Origin of the sequence: Pseudomonas sp. zfem005 (assembly GCF_032621735.1) — a bacterium.
Taxonomy (GTDB): Bacteria; Pseudomonadota; Gammaproteobacteria; order Pseudomonadales; family Pseudomonadaceae; genus Metapseudomonas; species Metapseudomonas solani.
In genome coordinates, this window is the sequence record NZ_JAVYJE010000007.1 from 26,047 (window position 1) to 51,887 (window position 25,841).

Genomic DNA, 25,841 nt, shown 5'->3' on the forward strand with positions numbered 1-25,841 from the left:
AGCCTTAGTGGCGTGCAGTTTTACAGGGCTTTTACAGGGGGATTACAGGTAAAGGAGAGCAGTTGGGGGAAACCTCGGGGCCGGAACGGGGAACCAGCCCCGAGGGCGACAGGAATTCCCTTTCCTGGTCGCCGGTCGAGAGTACCGGGCGGTGCCTGTAGGAAACTTCCAGCCACCGGTAGGCTCAGGCTGATTCCGGTTCGAGGGCGTTGTAGCGGGCAGGGTGCTGGCGATACTGCCCCGGCTTTCGGGGCGCACCCTTCGGCGCGCCGGCCTTATACCTGCCGCCCTGCTTCATCGGGCGCTTAGTTGTGGAGTTCCCATGACCCTCGATTTCCTTCGCCGCCTCGTCCTCGAGCCGGCCCTGTCCCTGCTGCCCGATGAGATGAATAGCCCCGAGGCGCAGGTGATGCTGCTCGCTATTGCCTTGCAGGAGAGCGGCCTGGACAAGCGTTCCCTGGCCGAAGGCGGGCCCCACAGTTATTGGCAGTCGGGTTCGCCCGACGAGATGGTCCACTTTGTTCTGCGTTGCCCGGTGACCCGCGACCTGGCCGTGGCGGTGTGCGATGCCCGCCAGGTGCCGCCGGTGGATGAGCGGGTGCGCGCCGCGCTGGAGCATGACGACGTGCTCGCTGCCGCCTTCGCTCGCCTGCTGTTGTGGACCGACCCGGCGCGCCTGCCTCCTATCGATGAGGTGGACGCCGCCCATGACCTCTATATGAGGACCTGGCGCACGCCCGACCCCCGCCCGGAACTCTGGTGTGAGCACCACGCTCGAGCCCTGAAGTCCTGGCTGTCCGCCCCCTGAAACCCGCCGGACAAATCAGCTAGAATTCGTCGCCTCCCGTTCGCGGAGGCCCCCGGCGGCATTCGCCCGCCCGAGCGTGCTTCCTTCGCTCCATCGGTATCAGGCGTTCATGAGTCAAAGGAAGATCATCCATATAGATTGCGACTGCTTCTATGCAGCCATCGAGATGCGTGACGACCCGTCGCTGGCTGGCCGGCCCCTGGCGGTCGGCGGCTCGGCGGATCGGCGCGGGGTGATCGCTACCTGCAACTACGAGGCGCGCGCCTATGGCGTGCGTTCGGCCATGTCGTCGCATCACGCTCTGAAGCTGTGCCCGGACTTGCTGATCGTGCGCCCGCGCTTCGACGCCTACCGTGAGGCTTCGCGGGAGATCCACGCCATCCTTCGTGATTTCACCGAGATCATCGAGCCGTTGTCCCTCGATGAGGCTTACCTCGACGTTTCCGAGAGCCCACACTTCAGTGGCAGCGCCACACGCATCGCCCAGGAGATCCGCAAGCGGGTCTGGCAGGAGCTGCGCATCACCGTCTCGGCCGGGGTAGCGCCGAACAAGTTCCTGGCCAAGATCGCCAGCGACTGGCGCAAGCCCAATGGGTTGTTCGTGATCACGCCCGACCAGGTGGATGACTTCGTCGCCGAGCTGCCGGTGAGCAAGCTGCATGGGGTGGGCAAGGTCACGGCGGACAAGCTCGGCCGCCTCGGCGTCATCAACTGCGTGGACCTGCGCGAGTGGAGCCGCGTGGCCCTGGCTCGCGAGTTCGGCAGTTTCGGCGAGCGCCTGTATGGGCTGGCGCGGGGCGTCGATGAGCGCGCGGTGCAGGTGGACAGTCGCCGCCAGTCATTGAGCGTGGAGAACACCTTCGATCAGGACCTGCCCGACCTGGGCGCGTGCCTGGAGCGCCTGCCGGAGCTCTACGAGGAGTTGCAGCGGCGCCTGCAGCGGCTGGATTCCAGCTACAAACCGGGCAAGCCGTTCGTGAAGCTGAAGTTCCACGACTTCTCCCAGACCACCCTGGAGCAGGCGGGCGCGGGGCGTGACCTGGACAGCTACAAGTTGCTGCTGGGGGCGGCCTTCGCCCGGGGCGATAAGCCGGTGCGGCTGATCGGCGTCGGCGTGCGCCTGCAGGACCTGCAAGGCGTCGCCGAGCAACTCAATCTCTTCTGAAATTCAGCGTTCCGGCCACAGGCGCAGCGGCTTGCCTTCGGCGGGCCACAAGCGCAGCTGTTCGATCGCCGAGAAGTCCCAGCGCTGCACGCCCGGCAGGGCGTCGAGGAAGCGCTGTTCCTGCTCCATCAGCGCCGGTGCACACATCTTGCGGGTGCTGCCGACCGGGCCGAAGCTGATCCTGTCGTCCTTCAGCTCGTAGGAGGCAAACCAGTGGTTGCAGCCGCCGTTGCCATAGGCACGGCCGTCGCGGCCCAGGGTGATGGTCAGGTGGCTGTTGTCGATCAGCGGGCGTTCGCCGATCCACTCCACCTGGTAGGTGCGTTCGGTCTCGATGCTCGGGCCATCGCTGGCGCAGCCCGCCAGGGTCGCGGCGGCGAGGCCGAGGATCAGCGCATTGTGGTTCATGGGGTCTCCTTGCGGCATTGCGGGCAGAGGTGCTTGCCGTCCCTGTTCACCCAGCCCAGCTCGGTGATGCGCGCTTCGGCGGCGGGGGCCTGCGCGGCCTTGCCCAGGCTGGAGTCGACGGCGAACTCGAAGTCCAGGCGCTTGGCGCAGGCGTCGCAGTCGACGTGCCAGTTGAGGATGGACAGCTCCTTGAAGACCGGGCCCTTGGCCACGGCCAGCCATTGGCCGGGCGGGTTGATCAGGTGGCGGACCTTCTCCACTTCCAGGCGCATGGCCAGGTCACGGCTGCCCTTGAGGGTGACGACCAGGGTGTCGCCGTTCTGGATCGAGCCACCGGTGCCGGTGACCTGATAGCGGCCCGGCGCGAGCGCGCGGCATTCGCTGAGGGTGTGAGCGGGGTTGAGCAGGTTGTAACGGAAATCGTGTTCGGCCATAGGTCCTCCAGAAGCGCCGCGCATCCTAACACGGCCTAGGTGTCGACCTGGTTGCACGGCCGCCCGGCGGCCCAGGCGGCGATGTTGTCGAGGGTGGTGCGGGCGATGGCCGCCAGCGCCTCGCGGGTGAGGAAGGCCTGGTGCGCGGTGACGATGACGTTGGGAAAGGTCAGCAACCGCGCCAGCACATCATCCTGCAGCGGCAGGTCGGAACGGTCCTCGAAGAACAGGTTCGCTTCCTCTTCATACACATCCAGGCCCAGGTAGCCGAGCTGGCCGCTTTTCAGCGCCTCGATCAACGCCGGGGTCTCCACCAGGGCGCCGCGTCCGGTGTTGATCAGCATCGCGCCGGGTTTCATCTGCTGCAGGCTGGCGGCGTTGATCAGGTAGCGGGTGGCGTCGTTGAGCGGGCAGTGCAGGCTGATGATGTCGCTCTCGGCAAGCAGCTCATCCAGGGGCAGGTAGCGCGCGCCCAGGGCTTCCACCGCCGGGTTGGGGAAGGGGTCGTAGGCCAGCAGCTGGCAGCCGAAGCCGGCCATGATGCGGGCGAAGGTTTCGCCGATCTGCCCGGTGCCGACCACGCCCACGCGCTTGTTCACCAGGTCGAAGCCGGTTAGGCCGTGCAGGCTGAAGTCGCCTTCGCGGGTGCGGTTGTAGGCGCGGTGCAGGCGTCGGTTGAGGGCGAGGATCAGCGCCACCGCATGCTCGGCGACGGCGTGGGGCGAGTAGGCCGGCACCCGCACCACGGTGAGGCCGAGCTCGCGGGCGGCCTTGAGGTCGACATGGTTGTAGCCGGCCGAGCGCAGGGCGATCAGGCGCGTGCCACCGGCCACCAGGTGCTCCAGCACCGGCGCGGATAGATCGTCGTTGATAAAGGCGCAGACCACGTCGAAGCCGTTGGCCAGGGCCGTGGTGTCGAGGGTCAGCCGGGCCGGCTGGAAGTGCAGTTCGATACCGGCGGCGACGCCGAGGAAGCTGTCGCGGTCGTAGTTCTGGCTGCTGAAAAGGATGGTACGCATCGGCTCTCCTTGCGTTGCCCGGCCGCCAGGGTGGCCAGGCAACATGCGCCTTGCATCAGGTCGGTTCAGGCATTGACCCGGGTTTCACCGGCCAGGCGGACGATGGCCACGTCCAGGTCGTCCAGGGCCTGGCGATAGGCCGGGTCGTTTTTCTTCAGCAGGGTTTCGCTGCGCTGGCAGGCCGCGCGCAATTGCGGTACGCCGCAGTAACGGGTAGCGCCATGCAGGCGGTGCACGCGCTCCAGCAGCGTGGCGTGGTCGTCGCTGTCCAGCGCCTGGCGGATGGCCTGGCGGTCGGCGGCCAGGGAGGCCAGCAGCATCGCCAGCATGTCGGCGGCGAGATCGGCCTTGCCGGCTGCCAGGCGCAGGCCTTCTTCCGGGTCCAGCACGCTGGGCTCGTCGTCGTTGGCCGGGTGTTCGGTGCTGCGGTCGGGGCTGGGGCTGTGCAGACTCAGGCCGGTCCACTTGAGCACCACCTGGGCCAGCTGGCGCTCGCCGATGGGCTTGGTCAGGTAGTCGTCCATGCCGCCTTGCAGCAGGGCGCGTTTCTCGTTGGCCAGGGCGTGGGCGGTGAGGGCGACGATGGGCACCGGGCTCAATTCGCTGCCGGCTTCCAGGCGGCGGATTTCCTCGGTGGCTTGGCGCCCGTCCATGCCGGGCATCTGCACGTCCATGAGAACCAGGTCGAAGTTGTGCTGTTGCGCGGCCTCGACGGCGGCATAACCGCTGTCCACCGCCGTCACCAGTGCGCCCATGTCGCCGAGCAGGGTTTCTACCAGCAGCAGGTTGGCCGGGTTGTCGTCCACACAGAGGATCTTCGGCGCGCGGGTGCTCTGTGGCTGCGGCGCTTCCAGGCGGGGTTGCTGGCGCGGGCTGACCAGGCCGGTGAGGGCGCGGTGCAGCTTGCGCGTGCAGGCCGGCTTGGCTTGCAGCTGGTTGTGCGAGTCGGGCAGCACCTGGTGATAGAGCGCCTGTTCGGTGGTGGGGCAGAGCACCAGGCTCTTGCAGCCCAGCTGCTCCAGGTCCCAGATGTACTGGCTGAGGCGATCGGGCGGCAGTTCGCGGGCGGTAACGCCCATGACGGCGAAGGCCACGGCCCGGGGGCCATTGCGCTGGGTTTCCACCGCCTCCAGCAGGGCATCAAGGCTGGGATGGTCCTGCACCTCCAGGCCGCAATCCTCCAGTTGGTGGTGCAGGGCCTGGCGGGCCAGCTCCTGGGGTTCGAACACGGCGGCGTAACGTCCGGCCAGCAGGGCCTTGGGCAGGTCGTCGGCGTCATCGCGGGCCTTGGGCAGGCTGACGCTGATCCAGAACTCCGAGCCTTCGCTCGGGGTGCTGGCCACGCCGATCTCGCCGCCCATCTGCTCGATCAGGCGCTTGGAGATGACCAGCCCCAGCCCGGTGCCGCCCGCCTGGCGCGACAGCGAGTTGTCGGCCTGGCTGAAGGCCTGGAACAGCGCGCGCAGGTCTTCGTCGGAGAGGCCGATGCCGGTGTCCTGCACGCTGATGCGCAGCTGCACCAGGTCGGCATCGCTGTCGTCCTCGAGCATGGCACGCACGGCGATGGTGCCTTCGCGGGTGAATTTGATGGCGTTGCTCACCAGGTTGGTCAGCACCTGTTTGAGGCGCAGCGGGTCGCCCACCAGCTGCAGCGGGGTGTCGCGGTAGACCAGGCTGACCAGCTCCAGGCGCTTCTCGTGGGCGGCGGGGGCGAGGATGGTCAGGGTGTCCTGGATCAGGTCGCGCAGGTTGAAGGGGATGTTCTCCAGCACCAGCTTGCCGGCCTCGATCTTCGAGAAGTCGAGGATCTCGTTGATGATGCCCAGCAGGTTGTCGGCGGATTTCTCGATGGTCGACAGGTAGTCCTGCTGGCGCGGCGACAGCTCGCTCTTCTGCAGCAGGTTGGTGAAGCCGAGGATGCCGTTGAGCGGGGTGCGGATCTCGTGGCTCATGTTGGCGAGGAACTCGGACTTGATCCGGCTCGCCTCCAGGGCCTCCTTGCGCGCCAGGTCCAGCTCGATGTTCTGGATCTCGATGGTTTCCAGGTTCTGGCGGACGTCTTCGGTGGCCTGGTCGATGTTGTGCTGCAGTTCTTCCTGGGCGCTTTGCAGGGCCTCGGCCATGCGATTGATGCCGCCGGCCAGCTCGTCCATCTCGTGGTTGCCCAGTTGCGGCAGGCGGGTTTCCAGGCGGCCTTCCTTAAGCAGCGCCACGCCTTGCTTGATGCGCCGCAGCGGTTCGTTGATCTGGTGGCTCATGCGCAGGGCGAGCAGGGCCGTGACGGCGAGGCCGGCGGTGATCAGCAGCAGGCTGGCGAACAGGCTGCGATAGCCCTTGAGCAGGGTGCCGTGGTGGGACATCTCCAGCTCCACCCAGCCCAGCAACTGGTCGTTGCCGAGTTTCGCAGTGTCGCCGGAAAGCACCCGGTGGCGCTCGAACACCGGCTGCATGAAGCGCGTGGCGTCGGTGTTGCTGGTGAGGCTGAGGTGGCTGCCGTCGTTGTCCGGGCTGCTGTTGAGCATGCTCGGGCCAGCGTGGGCGAGGCGCGCGCGCTCGAGGCTGAGGAAGCTCACCGCACGCACATCGGGTTGATCCAGCGCGTGGTCGGCGATGCGCTCCAGCAGCACCGCATCACCCCGCACCAGGGCGGGGGCGGCCAGCGGTGCGAGCTGTTCGGCGATCATCTGCCCGCGTTGCAGCAGTTGCGCCTGCATGTCGGAAAGCTGCGCCCAGATGAAGTAGCCACCCAGCACCATGGCCAGCAGGCTGGTGGGCAGGAGGGTGAGCAGCAGAACGCGGCCCTTGATGCCTAGATCCTTGTACACGCTCATTCCTTGCGAAGGTGAATGCCGGGAGTGTAGCGACTCGGGCGGTCGGAATCCTCTCGCTTATAGATGGGAATCCCGCTTGCAATTTGCCAAAATGCGATTCTATTAGCTAATTATTCGCATTTGCTGGTGGTTCCCATGAACGGCAGTACCCCTCAGAGCGCCCGCATCCTCGCCATCGAGGACGATCCCGTACTGGCTGCTCACCTCTGTGATCATCTCGGCCGTCGCGGCTTTGACGTGACCTTGCGGCAGAACGGCGACGAGGGACTGGGCCTGGCCTGCGCCGAGGATTTCGACCTGATCCTCATGGACATCCTGCTGCCCGGCCGCAGTGGCCTGGAAGTGCTCGCCGAGCTGCGCCGTCGCCGTGGCGTGCCGGTGATCCTGATGTCGGCGCTGGGCGCCGAGCAGGATCGCATCGCCGGTTTCAGCCAGGGCGCCGACGACTACCTGCCCAAGCCCTTCAGCATGGTGGAGATGCAGGTGCGGGTGGATGCGGTGCTGCGTCGCGTGGCCTATGAGCGCCGCGAACCCGAGCAGCCCAGCGAAGAGCTTGAGCTGAAGTTCGACGAAGCGCGCTCGGACGTGGTCTACAAAGGCCAGTGGGCTGATCTGACGCCTACCGAATTCCGCCTGTTGGTGACCTTCTCGCGGCACATGGAAGAGGCGCTGAGCAAGGCCTTCCTCTATCAGCATGTGCTGCATCGCGCCTATTCGCAGCACGACCGCAGCCTGGACATGCACGTCAGCCACATCCGCCGCAAGCTGGCGCGGCTCGACTATGCCGATTGGCGGCTCGAGACCGTCTGGGGCAAGGGCTATGTGCTGACCAACGGGAAAAGCTGATGCCTGGCCGCCATTCGCTGTTCTGGAAGCTGGCGATCATCCTCGTCGGCTTCTGCCTGGTGATGATCGCCCTGACGCTGTCGTTCGGCCAGATGATCGGCCAGCGCACCTCCTTCCTCTCCGATGATGCCCGCAAGGTGCTGCGGGGCTATGCACAGGAGGCCGAGCTGGCCTGGAAGCAGGGCGGTGCCGCGGGTGTCGACGCCTTCCAGGCAAGCCTGGAGCAGCGCGAAGGCAGCTGGGCGTTGCTGCTCGATTCGCACCTGTTCCCTCTCGGCAGCCGCGCCATCACCGATGACCAGCGCCAGCGCCTGAGTTTCATGCGTCGTCTGGAGTGGCCGATGGGGCGCCAGTCGGCTGAGCCGCGCACCCTGAGCATCCCCTTCGACGAGGGGCGTGCGCAGCTGGTGATGCTGCTGCCCGAGCGCTTCAGCCCCTGGGGGCCGCGACCGGTGCTGTTCTTCCTTGCGCAGAAGGTGGTTCCCGGTTTGCTGGCGCTGCTGCTGTGCCTGCTGCTCTACCGCCTGCTGATCTCGCCGTTGCGCCATCTGCGCGAACAGGCCAACGCGCTGCGTGGCGACCAGTTGTCCACCCGCGTGGCGCCCAGCGTCAGCCGCCGTCGCGACGAGCTGGGCGAGCTGGCCCGCGCCTTCGATCACATGGCCGGGCGCCTGGAGAACACCGTGTCCTTCCAGCGCCAGCTGCTGCGCGACCTGTCCCACGAACTGCGCACCCCCCTCAGCCGCCTGCGCGTGGCGGGGGAGAGCGAGCTGGACGTGGAAGGCCTGCGCCAACGCCTGGAGCGCGAGGTGCAGTGCATGCAGCAACTGGTGGACGACACCCTGGAACTGGTCTGGCTGGACACCGAGCGCCCACAGCTGCCCCTGGAGGAGATCGAGGTGCGCTCGCTGTGGGGTGTGATCTGCGAGAACGCCTGCTACGAGAGCGGCTGGCCGGCCCGGCAGCTGGTGTGCGACCTGGGGCCGGAGTGCCGGGTGCTGGGCAATCTCAATGGTTTCGCCCAGGCGTTGGAGAACATCCTGCGCAACGCCATCCGCCATTCACCGCCGGGCGGGGTGATCCGCCTCGGTGGGCAACTGCAGGACGGTTACTGGGAGCTGTGGCTGGAGGACCAGGGCGGCGGCGTCGGCGACGGCCAGCTGGAAACCATCTTCCGCCCCTTCACGCGACTCTGCGCGGCGCGCCCGGGCGGCGAGGGATTCGGCCTCGGCCTAGCCATCGCGCGGGGCGCCATGCGCTCCCAAGGCGGCGACCTATGGGCGGAGAATACTGGCGAAGGGCTGCGCCTGAACCTGCGGTTGGCAACTGTATAGATTGTAAATGAGCTTTACTCTCAAATAGGAATAAATACCATTTGCGCCGACCCGCGCGGACTGCGTGGCATGCCGAATGGTTCCAGGCTCCATGGCCCACCCGCCACGAGCCGTTCGTCCCGCCTGCTGTCCTGCGCTCGCCCTTGCAACAGGAGTGCTCGACATGCAACCCCGATTCAAGCTCAACCACCTGACCCTGGCCGTGCTGGCCGCTTCGGCCCCGATGCCGGCGCTGGCCGACACCGTTGAACTGGATAGCGATGAGCAGGCTGTGGCGACCAGCGACCAGCCGGTGGAACACGGCCAGGCCCTGGAGCTCGGCGAAACCCACGTGCTGGGTACCGCCGAGGAAGAGCTGAAGCAGGCACCGGGCGTGTCGATCATCACCGCCGAGGACATCAAGAAGCGCCCGCCGGCCAACGACCTGTCCGATATCATCCGCCGCGAGCCGGGGGTCAACCTCACCGGTAACAGCACCAGCGGCAACCGTGGCAACAACCGCCAGATCGACCTGCGCGGCATGGGCCCGGAAAATACCCTGATCCTCATCGATGGCAAGCCTTCGACCTCGCGCAACGCCGTGCGCTACGGCTGGAACGGCGACCGCGACACCCGTGGCGAAACCAACTGGGTGCCGGCCGAAGAGGTGGAACGCATCGAGATCCTCCGGGGCCCGGCGGCGGCTCGCTACGGCTCCGGGGCCATGGGGGGCGTGGTGAACATCATCACCAAGCGCCCGACCGAAGAGCTGCGCGGCTCCATGACCGTCTACACCATCCTCCCCGAGGACGATGCCGAGGGGGCCGGCCGCCGCACCAACTTCAACCTCAGCGGCCCGCTGACCGATTCCCTGGCCTTCCGCCTCTACGGCGGTGCCAGCAAGACCGACGCCGACGACGCCGACATCAACGCCAGCCACCAGAGCGACCCCACCTCCCTGGTGGCCGGCCGCGAAGGGGTGCGCAACAAGGACATCAACGGCCTGCTCAGCTGGCAGTTGAACCCGGAACAGACTCTTGACCTGGAGGCCAGCTACAGCCGCCAGGGCAACATCTTCGCCGGCGACACCATGCTCAACAATGGCGCGGCCTTCGTCAGCAGCCTGGTGGGCTCCGAGACCAACGTGATGCAGCGCAGCGCCTACGCGCTGACCCACCGCGGTGACTTCGAGTGGGGCACCTCCGAGGCCAGCCTGGCCTACGACTACACCCGCAACTGGCGCCTCAACGAAGGCCTGGCCGGCAGCTCCGAAGGCGCCCCTTCCGATGGCGCTGGCGCCTTCACCTCCCGGCTGCGCAACACCCGCGCCAGCGGCGAGGTGAACCTGCCCTTGAGCCTTGGTTTCGAGCAGGTGCTGACCCTGGGCGGCGAGTACCTCTACGAGACCCTCAACGACCCGGGCTCCCTGCGCACCCAGAGCTTCGACCCCGGCAGCTCGGGCCTGCCGGCCCTGGCGGGCTTCGCCCGGGGCAACACCAAGACCGACGCCCGCAGCTTCGCGCTGTTCGCCGAGGACAACATCGAAGTGGGCAGCCGCACCATCGTCACCCCGGGGCTGCGCTACGACGAGCACGAGGAGTTCGGCGGCAACTGGAGCCCCAGCCTCAACGCCTCCCACAAGCTGACCGACGTGCTGACCCTCAAGGGCGGTATCGCACGGGCCTACAAGACGCCCAACCTCTACCAGTCCAACCCCAACTACCTGCTCTACAGCATGGGTAACGGCTGCAACGCCGGCCAGACCAACACCGGTGGCTGCTACCTGGTGGGCAACCCGGACCTGAAGCCGGAAACCAGCATCAACAAGGAAATCGGCCTCGCCCTGGACATGGGCCAGTGGCGCGCCAGCGCGACCTACTTCCGCAACGACTACAAGAACAAGATCATCGGCAGCAACGACTTCCTCTACCGCCTGAGCAACGGCCGCCGGGTGCAGGAGTGGGAGAACGCCGGCAAGGCGGTGGTCGAGGGCGTCGAGGGCAACTTCTTCATCGCCCTGACTCCGAGCCTGGACTGGAACACCAACTTCACCTACATGATCGAGTCCGAGGATCGCGACACCGGCGAGCCGCTGAGCATCATCCCCGAGTACACCCTCAACAGCACCCTGGACTGGTACGCCACCGAGCAGCTGTCCCTGCAGCTCAACGGCACCTACTACGGCAAGCAGGAGGCCCCCGCGCTCAACCAGCGCACCAACCAGGCCTATGCCACCGCCGCGCAGAAGGACGTCGACCCCTACGGCCTGATGGGCGTCAGCGCCGGCTACGAGTTCAGCGAGAACTACAGCGTGCGGGTGGGTATCAACAACCTCTTCGACAAGCGCATCTACCGTGAGGGCAACGCCGCTGACGCCGGTGCCAACACCTACAACGAACCAGGCCGCGCTTATTTCGCATCGGTCACCGCCTCGTTCTGAACCGCGCTCCTTGCCCACCCCCGTGGTGGGCGTTCGGCTCTGCCAGGCCTTGCCTGGCGGAGTTTTTTCATCAGGGCTCGAACATGAAGTTATGGAATGACGGCTACCTGGCCGACTTCCCCTACCCGCACCAGGTGCACCCGGAGCTGTCTCCCACCTGGCTGGCGGCAGTGCTCACCGCCCTGGGCCAGCGTGTGCCCGAACCGGGAGCGTGTTTCAGCTACTGCGAGCTGGGTTGCGGCCAGGGCCTGAACAGCCTGCTGCTGGCGGCGGCCAACCCCGCCGGGCGCTTCCTGGCGGTGGATTTCAACGCCCGTCACATCGACCACGGGCAACGCCTGGCGCTGGCCGCGGGGCTCGACAACCTGGTCTTCTGCCAGGCTGGCTTCGTCGAGCTGGCGGACGAGGAGGGTGGTGAGGCCTTCGATTTCATCGCCCTGCATGGGGTGTTCTCCTGGGTGTCGCCGGCCAGCCGCGCGGCCATCCTGCGTTTCGTCGAGCGCCGCCTTAAACCGGGTGGCGTGCTCTACCTCGCCTACATGAGCCACCCCGGGCTGTCGGCTTTCGTCAGCGCCCAGCGCTTCATCTGGCAGGCCGCGCAGCGCGCCGAGGGTGACCCGGTACAGCGCCTGCGCATCGCCCTCGACGCCCTGCAACGCTGGCAGGTGGCGGGCGCCGGGTACTTCATCGAGCACCCCGACGTGGCGCGGCGCCTGGCGTCCGGCCGCGGGCAGGACCTGGCCTTCCTCGCCCACGAACTGCTGTGTGAGCACTGGGCGCCCCTGCATTCGGCCGAGGTGATCGAATCCCTCGCGGCCGTTGGCTGCACCTTCGTCGGCAGCGCCACGCCACTGGAAAACATCGACGAACTCGCCGTGCCCGGCCATTGCCTGCCGCTGCTGGCCGAGCTCGACGATGTGGCGCAGCGGGAGTCGGCACGGGACATGGCCTGCAACCAGTCGCTACGCCGCGACCTCTATGTGCGTGCCCCGCGCGCACTGAGCGCGGACGAACACCGCCAGGCGCTGCTGGATGGCTGCTGGGCCGGCATGCCCGATGCGCCGGATCAGGGCGCGCTGCGCTTCGATACCCGTATCGGCCCGGTGGAGGGCGAGGCGACGCTGTTCTCGCCGCTGCTCCAGGCCCTAGCCGAAGGGCCGCAGCGCTTCACCGAACTGGCAAGTCGCCCGGCCCTGGCCAGCCAGCTGTCCGGCCTCAACCGTGCCTTGCAGATGCTCGCCTGGGCCGGCCACGCCCACCCCATGTTGACCGGCGCGGTGGCCGCCGAGCGCTGTCAGGGCCTCAACCGTTTGCTGGCCGAGGGTGCACTGCTTGGCGAGGGCTATGGCCACCTGGCGGCGCCCAGCCTGGGTGCCCCCGTAGCGGCCAGCCCCCTGGAAATGGCCTGCGCCCGGGTGCTGCTGGAGCACCCGCAGCTGCGCGGCAGCCTGTTGCGGGAAACCGCCCTGGCGCTGTTGCGCCGCCACGGCTGGCAGGTGGAAGACGCCGCCGGGCATTGGCAGCGCTTTGAAGCCCGCACGCTGCCAGCCTGGCTGCAACTGGGCGTGGTGGCCGGAGATGCCCGCCCGCCGGAGAACCAACGATGAGGAACGCACCATGACCCTGCCCACCTGGTTGCCCGTCACCTCCCGCGTGCTGGCCGCGCTGGTGGGTGGCTACGCCTTCACCTATGCGCTGACCGCCGCCCTGGGCCGCCTGCTGCCGCTGCACCCGATGGACGCCATGGTGGTCGCCACCCTGCCGAGCTTCGCCCTGTACACCCTGGCCATTCTCTGGGCCTTCGCCGCCCGTGATGCCTGGCGGGCCTGGGCCGGCGCCGCGCTGGCGCTGCCCCTGGCGGGCATCGGCTTCTGGCCGCAACTGCTGGAGCGCCTGGGATGAAACGCACCCTGACCCACTCCATGTCCTGGCTGCACACCTGGAGCGGCCTGGTCTTCGGTTGGCTGCTGTTCGCCATCTTCCTCACCGGCACCCTGGCCGTGTTCGACAAGGAGATCGATACCTGGCTGCGCCCGGAGATACCGGCGGTCGAGGTGAGCCAGGTGGATGCGGCGCGTACCGCCCTGGCCTGGTTCGCCGCGCATCACCCGCAGGCCGAGGTCTGGAACATCGCCCTGCCCACCGAGCGTGCGCCGGGCCTCGGCGTGGCCGTCGGCGAGCAGCGCCGTGGCGGCGGCCTCCAGCTCCACCCGCGCAGCGGCGAGCCCATCGAGGCCCGGGATACGGCGGGTGGGCTGTTCTTCTTTCGCTTCCACTTCACCCTCGACCTGCCGCGCGACATCGGCATCTGGCTGGTGGGCCTGGCGGCGATGGCGATGCTGGCGCTACTGGTGAGCGGGATCGTCATCCACAAGAAATTCTTCAAGGAGTTCTTCACCTTCCGTCCGGGCAAGGGGCAGCGCTCCTGGCTGGATGCGCACAACGCGGCGGGTGTACTGGTGCTGCCCTTCCACCTGATGATCACCTACACGGGGCTGGTGATCTTCTACCTGATCTACATGCCTGCAGCGCTGGATGCGCTGTTCGACGGCAACCGCGAGGCGGCCTTCGGGCGCGGGCCACAGGGTGGCGAGCAGCACCAGGGGCGCGGGCCGCAAGGGCAGGGCGACGGGACAGGGCACGAGGTTGTCGCGCGCGCCGAGCTGGCCGACCTCGGCCCATTGCTGGAGGAGGCGACCCGGGTGCTCGGGCCGGTCGCCGGTCTGTCCATCCGCAACCCGGGGCGGGCGGATGCGCGCATCGAGGCGCGACCGGTGCTGGGCAACCGCATCGAGTTGACCAAGGGCCAGAGCATGCTGTTCGACGGGGTAAGCGGCAAGGTGCTGCGCATGCCCAGCGAGAGCCGGCCGGCGCCGCTCACCCAGCGGGTGATGGCAGGGCTGCATTTCGCCCAGTTCGGCGGTTACCCGATGCGCTGGCTGTACTTCGTCTGTGGCCTGGTGAGCAGCGCGATGATCGCCACCGGGCTGGTGCTGTTCACCGTCAAGCGCAGTCGCCGCCCCGATGCCGAGGGCGCGCTGGCGGCTGCGTTCTACCGGGTGGCCGAGCCGGTGAACGTGGCCGTGGTGGCGGGCCTGACCCTGGCCTGCATCGGGCTGTTCTGGGCCAACCGTCTGCTGCCGGTGGAGCTGGCCCAGCGCGGTCACTGGGAAACCCGGGTGTTCTTCGCCATCTGGACCCTGAGCCTGGGGCATGCCTGGCTGCGTCCGAGCCTGGCGGCCTGGCGTGAGCAACTGGGGTTGGCCGCGCTGCTCTGCCTGGGCCTGCCCCTGGCCAGCGCCATGACCCTAGAGACGCCCTGGGTCGAGCAGACTCGGCTGTTGCTGGAACTCACCGCTTGTGGCTGCGGCCTGCTGCTGGCCTGGACCGCGCTGAAGGTGCACAGGAAAGCCGGGCAACCGGTGGCAACGCGGGCGGCACACAAGCTGGCGCAGGTGAACTGAGATGGCGACTGTTCTCTTCGCCGGCCTCTGGCTGGCCTACGGCGGGATGCTGGCGCTGTGCATGGGCATGGAGCGGCACTTCAAGCAGGTCTGGCAGCGGTTGCCTGCCCCCCTGCTGCGTCGCGGCCTGCGCGTTGGCGGTTGGCTGGCGCTGGGCTTGAGCTTGGTCGCCAGCGTTGCCGCCTGGGGTTGGGCGATGGGCCCGGTGGGCTGGTTCGGGATGCTGTCCGTGGCAGGGTTCGGACTGGTGCTGCTGCTGCCGTACCGGCCACGCCTGGCGGTCTGGCTGCCCCTGGCCAGCGCTCCGCTGCTGGCGCTGGCCTGGTTGCTGACCTGAACGTTACCGGGTAGTAGCCAGGGCTTCAGCCCGGGAGGGGCGTTGCAACGGCCGTGCTCGGTGCCTGGTAATCCCGCAGTGCCTGCCCGTCATGTTCGTCACCCAGCTCCGCCGCGCGCTGGTGATAGGCCAGGGCCAGCTCGCGCAGCTCGGCCTGTCGCGCGTTGGCCAGGCTGGTGCGAGCGACCCGAAGGAAATTGAGGTTGCCGCCGACCAGGGCTTCGCGCAGCCAATGCAGGGCTTCGTTCAGCTCACCGGCTTCGGCCAGTACCGCGGCATGGCTGAACTGACCGCGGAAATCACCCGCCAGCGCCGAGCGGCGGTACCAGTCGCGCGCCTGCTGGGCGTCCACCGGCACGCTGATGCCTTCTTCGAAGTAGCGCCCCACCAGGTTCATCGACTTGGCGTGCCCGGCTTCGGCTGCCTGCAGGTAGAGGGCGAAGGCGGCGGCCTGGTCACGCTCGACGCCACGCCCGGTGGCCAGCAGCCCGGCGTAGTTGTAGGCGGCCCAATCGAGGCCTTGCTGCATCGCCAGGCGGTAGTGGCGGGCGGCGCCGGGCAGGTCCTGGTCACCCCCCCAGCCGTGCTCCAGGCAGCGGCCGAGCATGTTGCGCGCCATGGCGTGGCCTTGTTCGGCGGCGATGCCGAACCAGGTGCGCGCCAATGCCGGGTCGCGCTCTATGCCCTGGCCGTCGAGGAGGATCTGCCCCAGCAGCGCCTGGGCTTCCGGCGCCCCCTGGCGGGCGGCGGCGAGCAGGCTGCGGGCGACGTCACGGGGTTCGCCGGCCAGGCGCTCGCGCAGGGCCTGGGCGTCCAGGGTCTCCTGGCGGCGCAGGACGAAGGCCATGCTCAGAGCTCCGCCCAGCGGCGCAGCAGGTTGTGGTAGTTACCGGTCAGCTGCACCAGTGCGGGGTGGTCCGGTACGTCGCGGGTCAGGCTCTGGATGGCCTGGTCCATCTCGTAGAGCAGGGTGCGCTGGCCGTCGTCGCGGACCATGCTCTGGGTCCAGAAGAACGAGGCGATGCGCGCGCCACGGGTCACCGGCTCGACCTTGTGCAGGCTGTGGGATGGGTAGATGACCAGGTCGCCGGCGGCGAACTTCACCCGTTGGGTGCCGTAGGTGTCCTGGATCACCAGTTCGCCGCCGTCGTAGCTGTCCGGCTCGCTGAAGAACAGCGTCGCTGAGACGTCGGTGCGCACCTGCTCCGGGCTGCCCTGGATGCGGCGGATGGCGTTGTCGATGTGGTAGTCGAAGGTGCCACCACCCGAATAGCGGTTGAACAGCGGCGGGTAGACCTTCAGCGGCAGCACGGCGGAGACGAACAGCGGGTGGCTCCACAGGCGTTGCAGCATCGCGGCGCTGATTTCCTTCGCCAGGGGGTGGCCTTCCACCAGTTGCTCGTTGTGCTTGGCCCTCGCCGACTGATGCCCGGCGGTGATGCGGCCGTCCATCCAATCAGCCTGTTCCAGCGCCTCGCGGATGCGGGCGGCCTCGTCGGGGGTGAATACGCCGGGTATGCGCAGGAGCATGGTCATCGGCCTCCGGATGGGAAAATGGCGCGGATAGTAGTGATTTTCATTTGATACTTACAAGCGGATTCGCGAGGGCTGCCGACGACCCGTCATGACAAGTGTAAATATTGTAAAAAAGACGCAAATGAGAATTCTTGGCAATTGCTACTGTAAATATTTTGAAATAGATTCCGCGACCTCTGAAATCCCTGGGGAGGGAAAACGATGTCGCGTCAGCTGCTCGAGTCCACTGTTTCTGCCCAGCGCCTGCTGGCTTCCGCCATCGGCGTCGCCCTGTCGGCCGCCTCCATGGCGCCGGTCGTCCATGCCGCACAGCCGGAAAAGAAGGACGGCGAGAAGGATGGCGTGATTTCCCTCGATGCCACCTCGGTGGTGGGCGAGCAGATCGAGAGCGAGGACTACCAGGTCCAGCGTTCCGCCTCGCAGAAATACACCGCGCCGCTGGTGGACACCCCGCGCTCGGTCACCGTGATTCCGCAGCAGGTGATCAAGAACACCGGCGCGCTGTCCCTGCAGGATGCCCTGCGCACCGTTCCCGGCATCACCATGGGCGCGGGCGAGGGGGGCAACCCCCAGGGCGACCGCCCCTTCATCCGGGGCTTCGATGCCCAGTCCGATACCTATCTGGACGGCGTGCGTGACACCGGCGCACAGACCCGCGAGATCTTCGCCATCGAGTCAGTGGAAGTGAGCAAGGGCCCGAACTCTTCCTTCGGCGGCCGCGGCTCGGCCGGCGGCAGCCTCAACCTGGTGACCAAGAAGGCGCACCTGGGCGACTCCATCGACGGCGGCTTCACCTGGGGCTCCGACCAGACCCAGCGCTACACCGCCGACATCAACCAGCAGTTCCTCGACACTGCGGCGTTCCGCCTCAACCTGATGAGCCACGAAAGCAACGTCGCCGGCCGTGACAAGGTCAACTACGACCGTTGGGGCGTCGCGCCCTCGCTGGCCTTCGGCCTGGGCACCGACACCCGGCTGAACCTCGATTTCTACCACATGGAAAGCAACGACCTGCCGGACTCGGGTATTCCCTATGGCTACTCGGTGGGTACCACCCACACTGCGGCCAGCCCCGACAAGCCGGTCGACGGCGGCGACAGCAGCAACTTCTATGGCCTGACCAACCGTGACTTCCGCAAGACCCGGGCGGACATCGCCACCATCGCCATCGAGCACGACCTGACCGACTCGCTGACCATCAAGAACACCCTGCGCCATGGCAACAGCATGCAGGACTACATCCTGACCCAGCCGGACGACAGCAAAGGCAACGTGCGCAATGGCAACGTATGGCGCCGCGCCAACACCCGTGTGGGCAACACCGCCACCACCACCAACCAGACCGACCTGTTCGGTGACTTCCAACTGGCGGGCTTCAAGAACAGCTTCTCCACGGGCATCGAACTGTCCCGCGAGGAGTCCGATCGTTCCACCTACACAGTGGCCAACTCGGTAGGCACCGGTAACCTCAACTGCCCGACCACTGGCGCGAGCACCGGTTACAACTGCACCTCCCTGGGCAACCCCAATCCGGATGACCCCTGGGCCGGAAGCGTGGCGCGCGACTATTCAGGAACCGTCACAACGGGTGACACCCGCGCGATCTACGCGTTCGACAGCATCGAGCTGGACCCGCAGTGGATCCTCAACCTGGGCCTGCGCTACGACAGCTTCGAGACCGATGCCAAGACCAAGGCGGCCTCGGGTGCCACTACCTTCAAGGCGTCCGACAAGTCCGAGTTCGTCAACTACCAGGTGGGCCTGGTGTGGAAGCCGGCCAGCAACGGCAGCATCTACGCCTCCTACGCCACCTCCGCGACCCCGCCGGGCGCCATGCTCGGCGAGGGCACCGAGGGCAACGGCCTGCCGACGTCCGTGGGCACTCCGACCAGCATCGTCAGCGACCTGGAGCCGGAAGAGACCGTCAACTACGAGCTGGGCACCAAGTGGGACCTGCTGGATGAGCGCCTGTCGCTGACCGCTGCGATCTTCCGTACGGAGAAAGAGAACACCCGCATCCTGGTGAGCAACTACACCTACGAGAACGCCGGCAAGACCCGTGTCGACGGCTTCGAGCTGAGCGCCAGCGGCAAGCTGACCGACAAGTGGCAGGTGTTCGCCGGCTACAGCTACCTGGACAGCGAACTGGTCGACCCGGGCGCGGTGGGCAACCGTACCGGTGTGGTCACCAGCATCACCAACGCCGCCAAGGGCAACGAGATGCCCAACACGCCGAAGAACAGCTTCAGCCTGTGGACCACTTACCAGGTCCTGCCGCAGCTGACCGTCGGCGGTGGCGCCTTCTATGTGGACGACGTGTTCGGCGACAACAACAACTCCGTGTACGCCCCGTCCTACTGGCGCTACGACGCGATGGTCGCCTACAAGCTGACGAAGAACGTCGACCTGCAGCTGAACGTGCAGAACCTCACCGACGAGACCTACTACGACAAGGCCTACTCCAGCCACTTCGCCAACCAGGCGGCGAGTCGCACGGCACTGCTGAGCACCAACTTCCACTTCTGACCGGTGCGGCCCTGGCCGCTCCTTCAGCCAACGAAGCCCCGGCCGCACCCGCTGCCGGGGCTTCGTCGTTCAGCGGCCTCTATATAGAAGAGGGCAAGCGATGCGTCGGCCATAGCCGCTGGTTCCATGCTTATAGCCTCATGGCATAACGCGATACGTTCCTGCGATATGGCCTCCGCCGGTTTGCCGGTATCATGTGCACCCCCTGCGTCTGGATTGCGAACCTCGCCATGACCCTGCAGTACCCAACCATCGCCGACTGCATCGGCAACACTCCGCTGGTGCGCCTGCAGCGCCTGGGCGGAGATACCAGCAATACCCTCCTGGTCAAGCTCGAAGGCAACAACCCCGCGGGTTCCGTGAAGGACCGCCCGGCCCTGTCGATGATCACCCGCGCCGAACTGCGCGGCGCCATCCAGCCCGGCGACACCCTGATCGAGGCGACCTCGGGCAACACCGGCATCGCGCTGGCCATGGCAGCGGCGATTAAGGGCTACAAGATGGTCCTGATCATGCCGGACAACATGAGTGCCGAGCGCAAGGCCGCCATGACCGCCTACGGCGCCGAGCTGATCATCGTCACCAAGGAAGAGGGCATGGAAGGCGCCCGCGACCTGGCCGAGCGCATGCAGGCCGAAGGCCGCGGCAAGGTCCTGGACCAGTTCGCCAACGGCGACAACCCCGAGGCCCATTACGTGGGCACCGGCCCCGAGATCTGGCGCCAGACCCAGGGCAGCATCACCCACTTCATCAGTTCCATGGGCACCACCGGCACCATCATGGGCACCTCGCGCTACCTCAAGGAGCAGAACCCCGAGATCCAGATCGTCGGCCTGCAACCCCAGGAAGGCTCGGCCATTCCCGGCATCCGCCGCTGGCCCGAGGAATACCTGCCGAAGATCTACCAGGCCGATCGCGTCGACCGCGTCGTCGACATGGCCCAGGTCGAAGCGGAGCAGACCATGCGCCGCCTGGCCCGCGAGGAAGGCATCTTCTGCGGCGTCTCCTCCGGCGGTTCGGTGGCGGCCATGCTGCGCCTGTCCCGCGAAGTGGAGAACGCGGTGATGGTGGCGATCATCTGCGATCGCGGCGACCGCTACCTGTCCACCGGCGTGTACGACCCGATCCCGTGAAACTCGTCATTCCCCGTCCCGATGGCTGCGCAGGCCGTTACTCGCTGCGCGCCTATCGCATTCACCTGCACCCCGTGAGCGGCAATGGCCGGGGCATCGCCCTGGGCGCCGCTCCGGCCGTTTCCCGTTATGCGCCGTCGGTTTTGCTGCAGCGCCCCTGGTTCCTGCCCAAGAGTGTGAAAGATGGCCAAGCGTAGTGGTGGCCTGCGGTTCCAGCCCAGTGGCGGCTCGCGCCCGGCGCAGCAGGTGCCCACCGGCAAGAAGCAGCGCCTGGCCATCGAGCGCCTGGCCAACGATGGCCGCGGCATCGCCTTTGTCGACGGACGCACCTGGTTCGTTTCCGGCGCGCTGCCGGGCGAAGAGGTGGAGAGCCGTGTGCTCGGTGCCCGCGCCCAGATAGTCGAAGCCCGTGCGGAGAAGGTGCTGGTCGCCAGCCCGCTGCGCCGCGTCGAGCCTTGTGCCCACGCCGGCCAGTGCGGCGGTTGCACCCTGCAGCACCTGCCCCATGCCGAGCAGCTTGCCCTGAAACAGCGCACGTTGGCCGAACAGCTGGCGCGCTTCGCCGGGCTCGAGCCCGAAGCCTGGGCCGCGCCGCTGGTGGGGCCCGAGTTGGGCTACCGCCGCCGCGCGCGCATTGCTGTGCGCTGGGACGCCAAGGCCGCGCGCCTGGATGTGGGCTTCCGCGCCGCCGCCAGCCAGTCGATCGTCGGCATCGACGATTGCGCCGTGCTGGTACAGCCCTTGCAGTCCATCGTCCGTGCGTTACCGCAACTGCTGCGCAGCCTGGAAAGGCCGCAAGCCCTCGGTCATGTCGAGCTCTTTCACGGCAATGCCTCGTCGCTGCTGCTGCGCCATACCCAGCCCCTGGGTGAGGCGGACCTGCAGCGTCTGCGTCATTTCTGCGCCGAACACCAGGCCCAGCTGTGGCTCCACGGTGCGGGCGAACCGCAGCCGGACGATGCCGCCGCGCGCCTGGGTTACCGTTTGGAACAATGGGGTCTGGAGCTGGAATACCGACCGGGGGATTTCGTCCAGGTCAACGCCGCGGTCAACGAAGCGATGGTCGCCCAGGCGCTAGACTGGTTGGCACCACAGGCTTCCGAGCGGGTGCTGGACCTGTTCTGCGGGCTCGGCAATTTCGCCCTGCCACTGGCGCGCCAGGCGCGCGAAGTGGTGGCGGTGGAAGGTGTGGACGTCATGGTCCAACGCGCCCGCGGCAATGCTGTAACCAATGGTTTGGAGAATGCGCACTTTTTCCAGGCCGACTTGTCGAAGCCGCTGGCCGAGGCCCGTTGGGCTGCCCAGGGCTTCGATGCGGTACTGCTGGACCCGCCGCGCGATGGCGCGTTTGAGATCGCCCGTCACCTTGGCGAGCTCGGCGCGAAACGCGTGGTGTATGTGTCTTGCAACCCGGCGACGCTGGCACGTGACAGTGCCGAGCTGGTCCGACAGGGTTATCGGCTCAGGAGAGCCGGCATCCTCGACATGTTTCCGCAGACGGCCCATGTCGAGGCCATGGCGTTATTCGAGGCGGGCTAGGATGCTCGCGTAATCCGACTGGCCCAGAGAGGCTGGCGAACATTCGGCGTGACGGGCGTACGTCGTAGGGAAGGTAAGGCAAGATGGTACAGGTCAGAGCGCAACAGCCGGTCAATACCGACGGCAGTATCAACCTCGAGGCGTGGCTGGACCATGTCCTCAGTCTCGATCCGGTGCTGGACCGCGAGGTGCTGAAAAAGGCCTGCGAATTCGCCCGGGACTCCGAGCAGCAGGCCAATGCCGCACAGAACCTCTGGGCCGAAGGCACCTCGAGTTTCCAGACCGGCCTGGAGATCGCCGAGATCCTCGCTGATCTCAAGCTGGACCAGGAATCCCTGGTGGCTGCGGTCATCTACCGTGGCGTGCGCGAGGGCAAGATCCCGCTCCCCGAGGTCAACCAGCGCTTCGGCCCGGTGGTGGCCAAGCTGATCGAGGGCGTGCTGCGCATGGCCGCCATCAGCGCCAGCCTCAGCCCGCGCCAGTCCCTGGTGCTGGGCACCCAGGCCCAGGTGGAGAACCTGCGCAAAATGCTGGTGGCCATGGTCGACGACGTGCGCGTTGCCCTGATCAAGCTGGCCGAGCGGACCTGCGCCATCCGCGAGGTGAAGAACGCCGACGACGAGAAGCGCCACCGCGTCGCCCGCGAAGTCTTCGACATCTACGCGCCCCTGGCCCATCGGCTGGGCATCGGCCATATCAAGTGGGAGCTGGAAGACCTGTCCTTCCGCTACCTGGAGCCGGACCAGTACAAGCAGATCGCCAAGCTGCTGCATGAGCGCCGCCTGGATCGCGAGCAGTACATCGCCGATGTGATGAACCAGCTGCGCGAGGAGCTGGCCGCGACCGGCATCCGCTCCGATATCAGCGGGCGTGCCAAGCACATCTATTCCATCTGGCGGAAGATGCAGCGCAAGGGCCTGCAGTTCAGCCAGATCTACGACGTGCGTGCCGTGCGCGTGCTGGTGCCGGAGGTGCGTGATTGCTACACCGCGCTCGGCATCGTGCACACCCTGTGGCGCCACATTCCCAAGGAATTCGACGACTACATCGCCAACCCCAAGGAGAACGGCTACCGCTCCCTACACACGGCGGTGATCGGCCCGGACGGCAAGGTGCTGGAGGTGCAGATCCGCACCCACGCCATGCACGAGGAAGCCGAGCTCGGGGTCTGCGCCCACTGGCGCTACAAGGGCACCGACGTCAAATCCAGCTCCAACCATTACGAAGAGAAGATTTCCTGGCTGCGCCAGGTGCTGGAATGGCACGAGGAACTGGGTGATATCGGCGGCCTGGCCGAGCAGCTGCGGGTGGACATCGAGCCCGACCGGGTCTACGTCTTCACCCCCGACGGCCATGCCATCGACCTGCCCAAGGGCGCGACACCGCTGGACTTCGCCTACCGCGTGCACACCGAGATCGGCCACAACTGCCGGGGCGCGAAGATCAACGGCCGCATCGTGCCGCTGAACTACAGCCTGCAGACCGGCGAGCAGGTGGAGATCATCACCGGCAAGCAGGGTTCGCCCAGCCGTGACTGGCTCAACCCCAACCTCGGCTACATCACCACCTCCCGCGCGCGGGCGAAGATCGTCCACTGGTTCAAGCTGCAGGCCCGCGACCAGAACGTCGCCGCCGGCAAGGCCATGCTCGAACGCGAGTTGGCCCGCCTGGCCCTGCCGCCTGTGGACTTCGAGAAGCTCGCCGAGAAGTGCAACCTGCGCACCGCCGAAGACATGCATGCGGCGCTGGGTGCCGGCGACCTGCGCCTGGCCCATGTGGTCAATTGCGCGCAGCAGCTGGTGGAGCCGGAACGTGGCGCCAGCGAGCAGTTGGAGCTGATTCCCCGCCGCGCGACCGGCCAGTACAAGCCGGGCAAGCGTGGCGACATCCAGATCCAGGGCGTGGGCAACCTGATGACCCAGATGGCGGGCTGCTGCCAGCCGCTGCCGGGCGACCCCATCGTCGGCTACATCACCCTCGGGCGTGGCGTCAGCATCCACCGCCAGGATTGCGCCTCGGCCTTGCAACTGGCCGGCCGCGAGCCGGAGCGGATGATCCAGGTCAGCTGGGGGCCGGTGCCGGTGCAGACCTACCCGGTGGACATCGTCATCCGTGCCTATGACCGTTCCGGCCTGCTGCGCGACGTCTCCCAGGTGCTGCTCAACGAGCGCATCAACGTGCTGGCGGTGAACACCCGCTCGAACAAGGAAGACAACACCGCGTCCATGCTGCTGACCATCGAGATTCCCGGGCTGGATGCGCTGGGGCGCCTGCTGGCCAGGATCTCGCAGCTGCCCAATATTATCGAAGCCCGCCGTAACCGCGCTGCCTGAACTACTGCGCTCGGTCTGGCGTTGTTGGAACGGGGTCAGAAAATGCTCATTGGCAATAGCCAACTCCGCTTTTCTGGCCCCATTCCGCCTAGCCAGTCCTTCGCTCGTCACGCTCAGAGCACCTTGGGCATTCACAGGATTCCGCCATGTACCGACTCGACGACCTGCTGCACCTGATGGCCCGGCTGCGTGACCCGCAGTACGGTTGCCCCTGGGACCTGAAGCAGGACTACGCGACCATCGTCCCGCACACCATCGAGGAAGCCTACGAGGTGGCCGATGCCATCGAGCGCAGCGACTTCGAGCAGTTGCCGGGCGAGCTGGGTGACCTGCTGTTCCAGGTCGTCTACTACAGCCAGCTGGCGCGGGAGGAGGGCCGTTTCGAGTTCGCCACCGTGGTCGACGCCATCACCCGCAAGCTGGTGCGCCGCCATCCCCATGTGTTCCCCGATGGCGACCTGTACGGCGCGCCGGACATGGCGCGCCTGGAAGAGGCCGCCATCAAGCAGCGCTGGGAGGAGATCAAGGCCGAGGAGCGCGCCGAGAAGGCCGCCGCGCCGGAGCAACTGTCCCTGCTGGACGATGTGCCCGCCGTGCTGCCGGCCCTGAGCCGCGCGGCCAAGCTGCAGAAGCGTGCGGCCCAGGTCGGCTTCGACTGGCCCGAGGCGCTGCCGGTGGTGGACAAGGTGCGCGAGGAGCTGGACGAGGTGCTGGAGGCGATGGCCGACAACGACCCCGCCGCCGTCGCCGATGAGATCGGCGACCTGCTGTTCGTGGTGGTGAACCTGGCGCGCCATCTCAAGGTGGACCCGGAAACCGCCTTGCGTGGAGCCAACGGTAAATTCGAGCGGCGCTTCCGATTCATCGAACAGGCATTGCGTGAAGCGGGTCGTCCCATTGAAGATTGCACCCTGGACGAACTGGATGCCCTGTGGGGCGAAGCCAAGAAACAGGAAAAAGCCGCCCTTGGCTGCTAAGCAGAGAGACTGAATTACCCATGAGCCTTTCCCTCCGTGACCAACTGCTGAAAGCCGGGCTGGTCAATGAAAAGCAGGTCAAGCAGGCCGGCAAGCAACAGCAGAAGCAACAGCGCCTGGAGAAGAAGAACCAGGTCGAGAAGGATGACAGCCAGCGCCAGGCCGCTCTTCAGGCACAGGCCGAGAAGGTCGCCCGTGACCAGGAACTGAACCGCCAGCAGCAGGAAAAGGCCGAGCAGAAGGCCCGCTCGGCGCAGATCAAGCAGCTCATCGACAGCTCGCGCCTGCCCAAGCTGACCACCGAGGACTACTACAACTTCGTCGACGACAAGAAGGTCAAGCGCATCGCCGTCAACGACATGGTCCGCGACAAGCTGAGCCGTGGCTCCCTGGCCATCGTCCAGCATGGCGGCGGCTACGAGATCATCCCCCGCGATGCTGCGCTGCGTATCCAGGAGCGCGACCCGCGCCGCATCCTGCTGCTCAACACCCCCACCGAAGAAGCCGATGCGGACGATCCCTACGCCGCGTACAAGGTGCCGGACGACCTGATGTGGTGAGTGCGGTGCAGGCATGAAGAGAGCCGGGCGATGCCCGGCTTTTTCATGGGCGTTTGGCGGTGACGGTAGGGCGGGTGAAACCCGCGTAACCCGGTGCCCGCTGCTTGTCGGGTTGCACCCGACCTACAAGGAGTTGGGGCGGTGCAGCCTGTAGCCCGGGCTTCAGCCCGGG

Annotated in this window: 22 protein-coding genes; 16 read left to right on the plus strand and 6 right to left on the minus strand. The window is 66.9% G+C overall.

All coding sequences use genetic code 11. The features are described 5' to 3' along the window. The first annotated feature begins 322 nt into the window (after nucleotides 1-322). Together RTW82_RS16170 and dinB are read left to right on the plus strand one after the other, a co-directional pair. Nucleotides 323-808, plus strand: coding sequence for a hypothetical protein (locus RTW82_RS16170; protein ID WP_316925714.1), 486 nt, complete (start codon nucleotides 323-325; stop codon nucleotides 806-808). Nucleotides 809-917: 109 nt separating this feature from the next. Further along, on the plus strand, nucleotides 918-1,973 hold the full coding sequence (gene dinB, locus RTW82_RS16175; RefSeq protein WP_031288475.1) for a DNA polymerase IV: 1,056 nt from the start codon (nucleotides 918-920) through the stop codon (nucleotides 1,971-1,973). Nucleotides 1,974-1,976: 3 nt separating this feature from the next. Here the strand turns inward: dinB and RTW82_RS16180 are convergent, their stop codons facing one another. The 4 genes from RTW82_RS16180 to RTW82_RS16195 all read right to left on the minus strand — a co-directional run bounded on the left by RTW82_RS16180 (nucleotide 1,977) and on the right by RTW82_RS16195 (nucleotide 6,659). Continuing rightward, the gene (locus tag RTW82_RS16180; RefSeq protein ID WP_021221475.1) at nucleotides 1,977-2,381 is read right to left on the minus strand and encodes an META domain-containing protein; all 405 of its coding nucleotides are present in this window, start codon (nucleotides 2,379-2,381) and stop codon (nucleotides 1,977-1,979) included. Then, complete coding sequence (locus RTW82_RS16185) at nucleotides 2,378-2,815, minus strand: hypothetical protein (RefSeq protein ID WP_021221474.1); 438 nt, start codon at nucleotides 2,813-2,815, stop codon at nucleotides 2,378-2,380. Before RTW82_RS16185 ends, RTW82_RS16180 begins: the two co-directional genes overlap by 4 nt. A 35-nt stretch (nucleotides 2,816-2,850) precedes the next feature. Continuing rightward, nucleotides 2,851-3,834 carry a 2-hydroxyacid dehydrogenase gene (locus RTW82_RS16190; protein WP_316925715.1) on the minus strand — a complete coding sequence of 328 codons (984 nt, stop codon included), beginning with the start codon at nucleotides 3,832-3,834 and terminating at the stop codon, nucleotides 2,851-2,853. A 65-nt stretch (nucleotides 3,835-3,899) separates the two neighbouring features. Next, a complete protein-coding gene (locus RTW82_RS16195) occupies nucleotides 3,900-6,659 on the minus strand; it encodes a response regulator (protein ID WP_316925716.1) in 2,760 nt (919 codons plus the stop codon). A gap of 141 nt (nucleotides 6,660-6,800) precedes the next feature. Here RTW82_RS16195 and RTW82_RS16200 point away from each other — a divergent pair, with 141 nt between their 5' ends. The 7 genes from RTW82_RS16200 to RTW82_RS16230 all read left to right on the plus strand — a co-directional run bounded on the left by RTW82_RS16200 (nucleotide 6,801) and on the right by RTW82_RS16230 (nucleotide 15,065). Then, nucleotides 6,801-7,511, plus strand: coding sequence for a response regulator transcription factor (locus RTW82_RS16200; protein ID WP_021221471.1), 711 nt, complete (start codon nucleotides 6,801-6,803; stop codon nucleotides 7,509-7,511). Then, nucleotides 7,511-8,845 carry a histidine kinase sensor domain-containing protein gene (locus RTW82_RS16205; protein WP_316925717.1) on the plus strand — a complete coding sequence of 445 codons (1,335 nt, stop codon included), beginning with the start codon at nucleotides 7,511-7,513 and terminating at the stop codon, nucleotides 8,843-8,845. The genes RTW82_RS16200 and RTW82_RS16205 overlap by 1 nt, the downstream gene beginning before the upstream one ends. Before the next feature lie 163 nt (nucleotides 8,846-9,008). Beyond that, entirely contained in the window at nucleotides 9,009-11,264 is a 2,256-nt protein-coding gene (locus RTW82_RS16210; RefSeq protein WP_043243131.1) for a TonB-dependent siderophore receptor, read from the plus strand. An 83-nt stretch (nucleotides 11,265-11,347) separates the two neighbouring features. Then, the gene (locus RTW82_RS16215; protein WP_316925718.1) at nucleotides 11,348-12,871 is read left to right on the plus strand and encodes a class I SAM-dependent methyltransferase; all 1,524 of its coding nucleotides are present in this window, start codon (nucleotides 11,348-11,350) and stop codon (nucleotides 12,869-12,871) included. A 10-nt stretch (nucleotides 12,872-12,881) separates the two neighbouring features. Next, nucleotides 12,882-13,166, plus strand: coding sequence for a hypothetical protein (locus RTW82_RS16220; RefSeq protein ID WP_021221467.1), 285 nt, complete (start codon nucleotides 12,882-12,884; stop codon nucleotides 13,164-13,166). After that, complete coding sequence (locus RTW82_RS16225) at nucleotides 13,163-14,728, plus strand: PepSY-associated TM helix domain-containing protein (RefSeq protein ID WP_316925719.1); 1,566 nt, start codon at nucleotides 13,163-13,165, stop codon at nucleotides 14,726-14,728. The genes RTW82_RS16220 and RTW82_RS16225 overlap by 4 nt, the downstream gene beginning before the upstream one ends. A 1-nt stretch (nucleotide 14,729) precedes the next feature. Then, nucleotides 14,730-15,065: a DUF3325 domain-containing protein gene (locus RTW82_RS16230; RefSeq protein ID WP_043243126.1), complete on the plus strand. Its 336-nt coding sequence runs from the start codon at nucleotides 14,730-14,732 to the stop codon at nucleotides 15,063-15,065. Between the two features lie 25 nt (nucleotides 15,066-15,090). Here RTW82_RS16230 and RTW82_RS16235 read toward each other — a convergent pair whose 3' ends face one another. Then, a complete protein-coding gene (locus RTW82_RS16235) occupies nucleotides 15,091-15,912 on the minus strand; it encodes a tetratricopeptide repeat protein (RefSeq protein WP_316925720.1) in 822 nt (273 codons plus the stop codon). Nucleotides 15,913-15,914: 2 nt separating this feature from the next. Then, complete coding sequence (locus RTW82_RS16240; RefSeq protein WP_184488101.1) at nucleotides 15,915-16,595, minus strand: Fe2+-dependent dioxygenase; 681 nt, start codon at nucleotides 16,593-16,595, stop codon at nucleotides 15,915-15,917. A 207-nt stretch (nucleotides 16,596-16,802) separates the two neighbouring features. Here RTW82_RS16240 and RTW82_RS16245 point away from each other — a divergent pair, with 207 nt between their 5' ends. The 7 genes from RTW82_RS16245 (at nucleotide 16,803) to RTW82_RS16275 (ending at nucleotide 25,669) form a co-directional block, all read left to right on the plus strand. Then, nucleotides 16,803-19,127, plus strand: a complete 2,325-nt coding sequence (locus RTW82_RS16245) for a TonB-dependent siderophore receptor (RefSeq protein WP_316925721.1) — start codon at nucleotides 16,803-16,805, stop codon at nucleotides 19,125-19,127. Nucleotides 19,128-19,357: 230 nt separating this feature from the next. Beyond that, nucleotides 19,358-20,260 (plus strand): cysteine synthase CysM, encoded by a 903-nt coding sequence (cysM, locus tag RTW82_RS16250; protein ID WP_021221461.1) that lies wholly within the window; start codon nucleotides 19,358-19,360, stop codon nucleotides 20,258-20,260. Further along, entirely contained in the window at nucleotides 20,257-20,457 is a 201-nt protein-coding gene (locus tag RTW82_RS16255) for a hypothetical protein (protein ID WP_148304259.1), read from the plus strand. The genes cysM and RTW82_RS16255 overlap by 4 nt, the downstream gene beginning before the upstream one ends. Beyond that, nucleotides 20,444-21,799, plus strand: a complete 1,356-nt coding sequence (gene rlmD / locus RTW82_RS16260) for a 23S rRNA (uracil(1939)-C(5))-methyltransferase RlmD (protein ID WP_316925722.1) — start codon at nucleotides 20,444-20,446, stop codon at nucleotides 21,797-21,799. The genes RTW82_RS16255 and rlmD overlap by 14 nt, the downstream gene beginning before the upstream one ends. An 83-nt stretch (nucleotides 21,800-21,882) precedes the next feature. Continuing rightward, nucleotides 21,883-24,132 (plus strand): GTP diphosphokinase, encoded by a 2,250-nt coding sequence (gene relA / locus RTW82_RS16265; RefSeq protein WP_021221459.1) that lies wholly within the window; start codon nucleotides 21,883-21,885, stop codon nucleotides 24,130-24,132. Nucleotides 24,133-24,278: 146 nt separating this feature from the next. Then, entirely contained in the window at nucleotides 24,279-25,109 is an 831-nt protein-coding gene (gene mazG / locus RTW82_RS16270; protein ID WP_316925723.1) for a nucleoside triphosphate pyrophosphohydrolase, read from the plus strand. Nucleotides 25,110-25,129: 20 nt separating this feature from the next. Further along, on the plus strand, nucleotides 25,130-25,669 hold the full coding sequence (locus tag RTW82_RS16275; protein WP_021221457.1) for a DUF2058 domain-containing protein: 540 nt from the start codon (nucleotides 25,130-25,132) through the stop codon (nucleotides 25,667-25,669). Nucleotides 25,670-25,841 lie beyond the last annotated feature (172 nt).

What these genes read in the sequence shown, in the direction of transcription:
- RTW82_RS16170 (WP_316925714.1), top strand. Translation starts at nt 323, where the DNA reads ATGACCCTCGATTTCCTTCGCCGCCTCGTCCTCGAGCCGGCCCTGTCC.
- dinB (WP_031288475.1), top strand. Translation starts at nt 918, where the DNA reads ATGAGTCAAAGGAAGATCATCCATATAGATTGCGACTGCTTCTATGCA.
- RTW82_RS16180 (WP_021221475.1), bottom strand. Translation starts at nt 2,381, where the DNA reads ATGAACCACAATGCGCTGATCCTCGGCCTCGCCGCCGCGACCCTGGCG.
- RTW82_RS16185 (WP_021221474.1), bottom strand. Translation starts at nt 2,815, where the DNA reads ATGGCCGAACACGATTTCCGTTACAACCTGCTCAACCCCGCTCACACC.
- RTW82_RS16190 (WP_316925715.1), bottom strand. Translation starts at nt 3,834, where the DNA reads ATGCGTACCATCCTTTTCAGCAGCCAGAACTACGACCGCGACAGCTTC.
- RTW82_RS16200 (WP_021221471.1), top strand. Translation starts at nt 6,801, where the DNA reads ATGAACGGCAGTACCCCTCAGAGCGCCCGCATCCTCGCCATCGAGGAC.
- RTW82_RS16205 (WP_316925717.1), top strand. Translation starts at nt 7,511, where the DNA reads ATGCCTGGCCGCCATTCGCTGTTCTGGAAGCTGGCGATCATCCTCGTC.
- RTW82_RS16210 (WP_043243131.1), top strand. Translation starts at nt 9,009, where the DNA reads ATGCAACCCCGATTCAAGCTCAACCACCTGACCCTGGCCGTGCTGGCC.
- RTW82_RS16215 (WP_316925718.1), top strand. Translation starts at nt 11,348, where the DNA reads ATGAAGTTATGGAATGACGGCTACCTGGCCGACTTCCCCTACCCGCAC.
- RTW82_RS16220 (WP_021221467.1), top strand. Translation starts at nt 12,882, where the DNA reads ATGACCCTGCCCACCTGGTTGCCCGTCACCTCCCGCGTGCTGGCCGCG.
- RTW82_RS16225 (WP_316925719.1), top strand. Translation starts at nt 13,163, where the DNA reads ATGAAACGCACCCTGACCCACTCCATGTCCTGGCTGCACACCTGGAGC.
- RTW82_RS16230 (WP_043243126.1), top strand. Translation starts at nt 14,730, where the DNA reads ATGGCGACTGTTCTCTTCGCCGGCCTCTGGCTGGCCTACGGCGGGATG.
- RTW82_RS16235 (WP_316925720.1), bottom strand. Translation starts at nt 15,912, where the DNA reads ATGGCCTTCGTCCTGCGCCGCCAGGAGACCCTGGACGCCCAGGCCCTG.
- RTW82_RS16240 (WP_184488101.1), bottom strand. Translation starts at nt 16,595, where the DNA reads ATGCTCCTGCGCATACCCGGCGTATTCACCCCCGACGAGGCCGCCCGC.
- RTW82_RS16245 (WP_316925721.1), top strand. Translation starts at nt 16,803, where the DNA reads ATGTCGCGTCAGCTGCTCGAGTCCACTGTTTCTGCCCAGCGCCTGCTG.
- cysM (WP_021221461.1), top strand. Translation starts at nt 19,358, where the DNA reads ATGACCCTGCAGTACCCAACCATCGCCGACTGCATCGGCAACACTCCG.
- rlmD (WP_316925722.1), top strand. Translation starts at nt 20,444, where the DNA reads ATGGCCAAGCGTAGTGGTGGCCTGCGGTTCCAGCCCAGTGGCGGCTCG.
- relA (WP_021221459.1), top strand. Translation starts at nt 21,883, where the DNA reads ATGGTACAGGTCAGAGCGCAACAGCCGGTCAATACCGACGGCAGTATC.
- mazG (WP_316925723.1), top strand. Translation starts at nt 24,279, where the DNA reads ATGTACCGACTCGACGACCTGCTGCACCTGATGGCCCGGCTGCGTGAC.
- RTW82_RS16275 (WP_021221457.1), top strand. Translation starts at nt 25,130, where the DNA reads ATGAGCCTTTCCCTCCGTGACCAACTGCTGAAAGCCGGGCTGGTCAAT.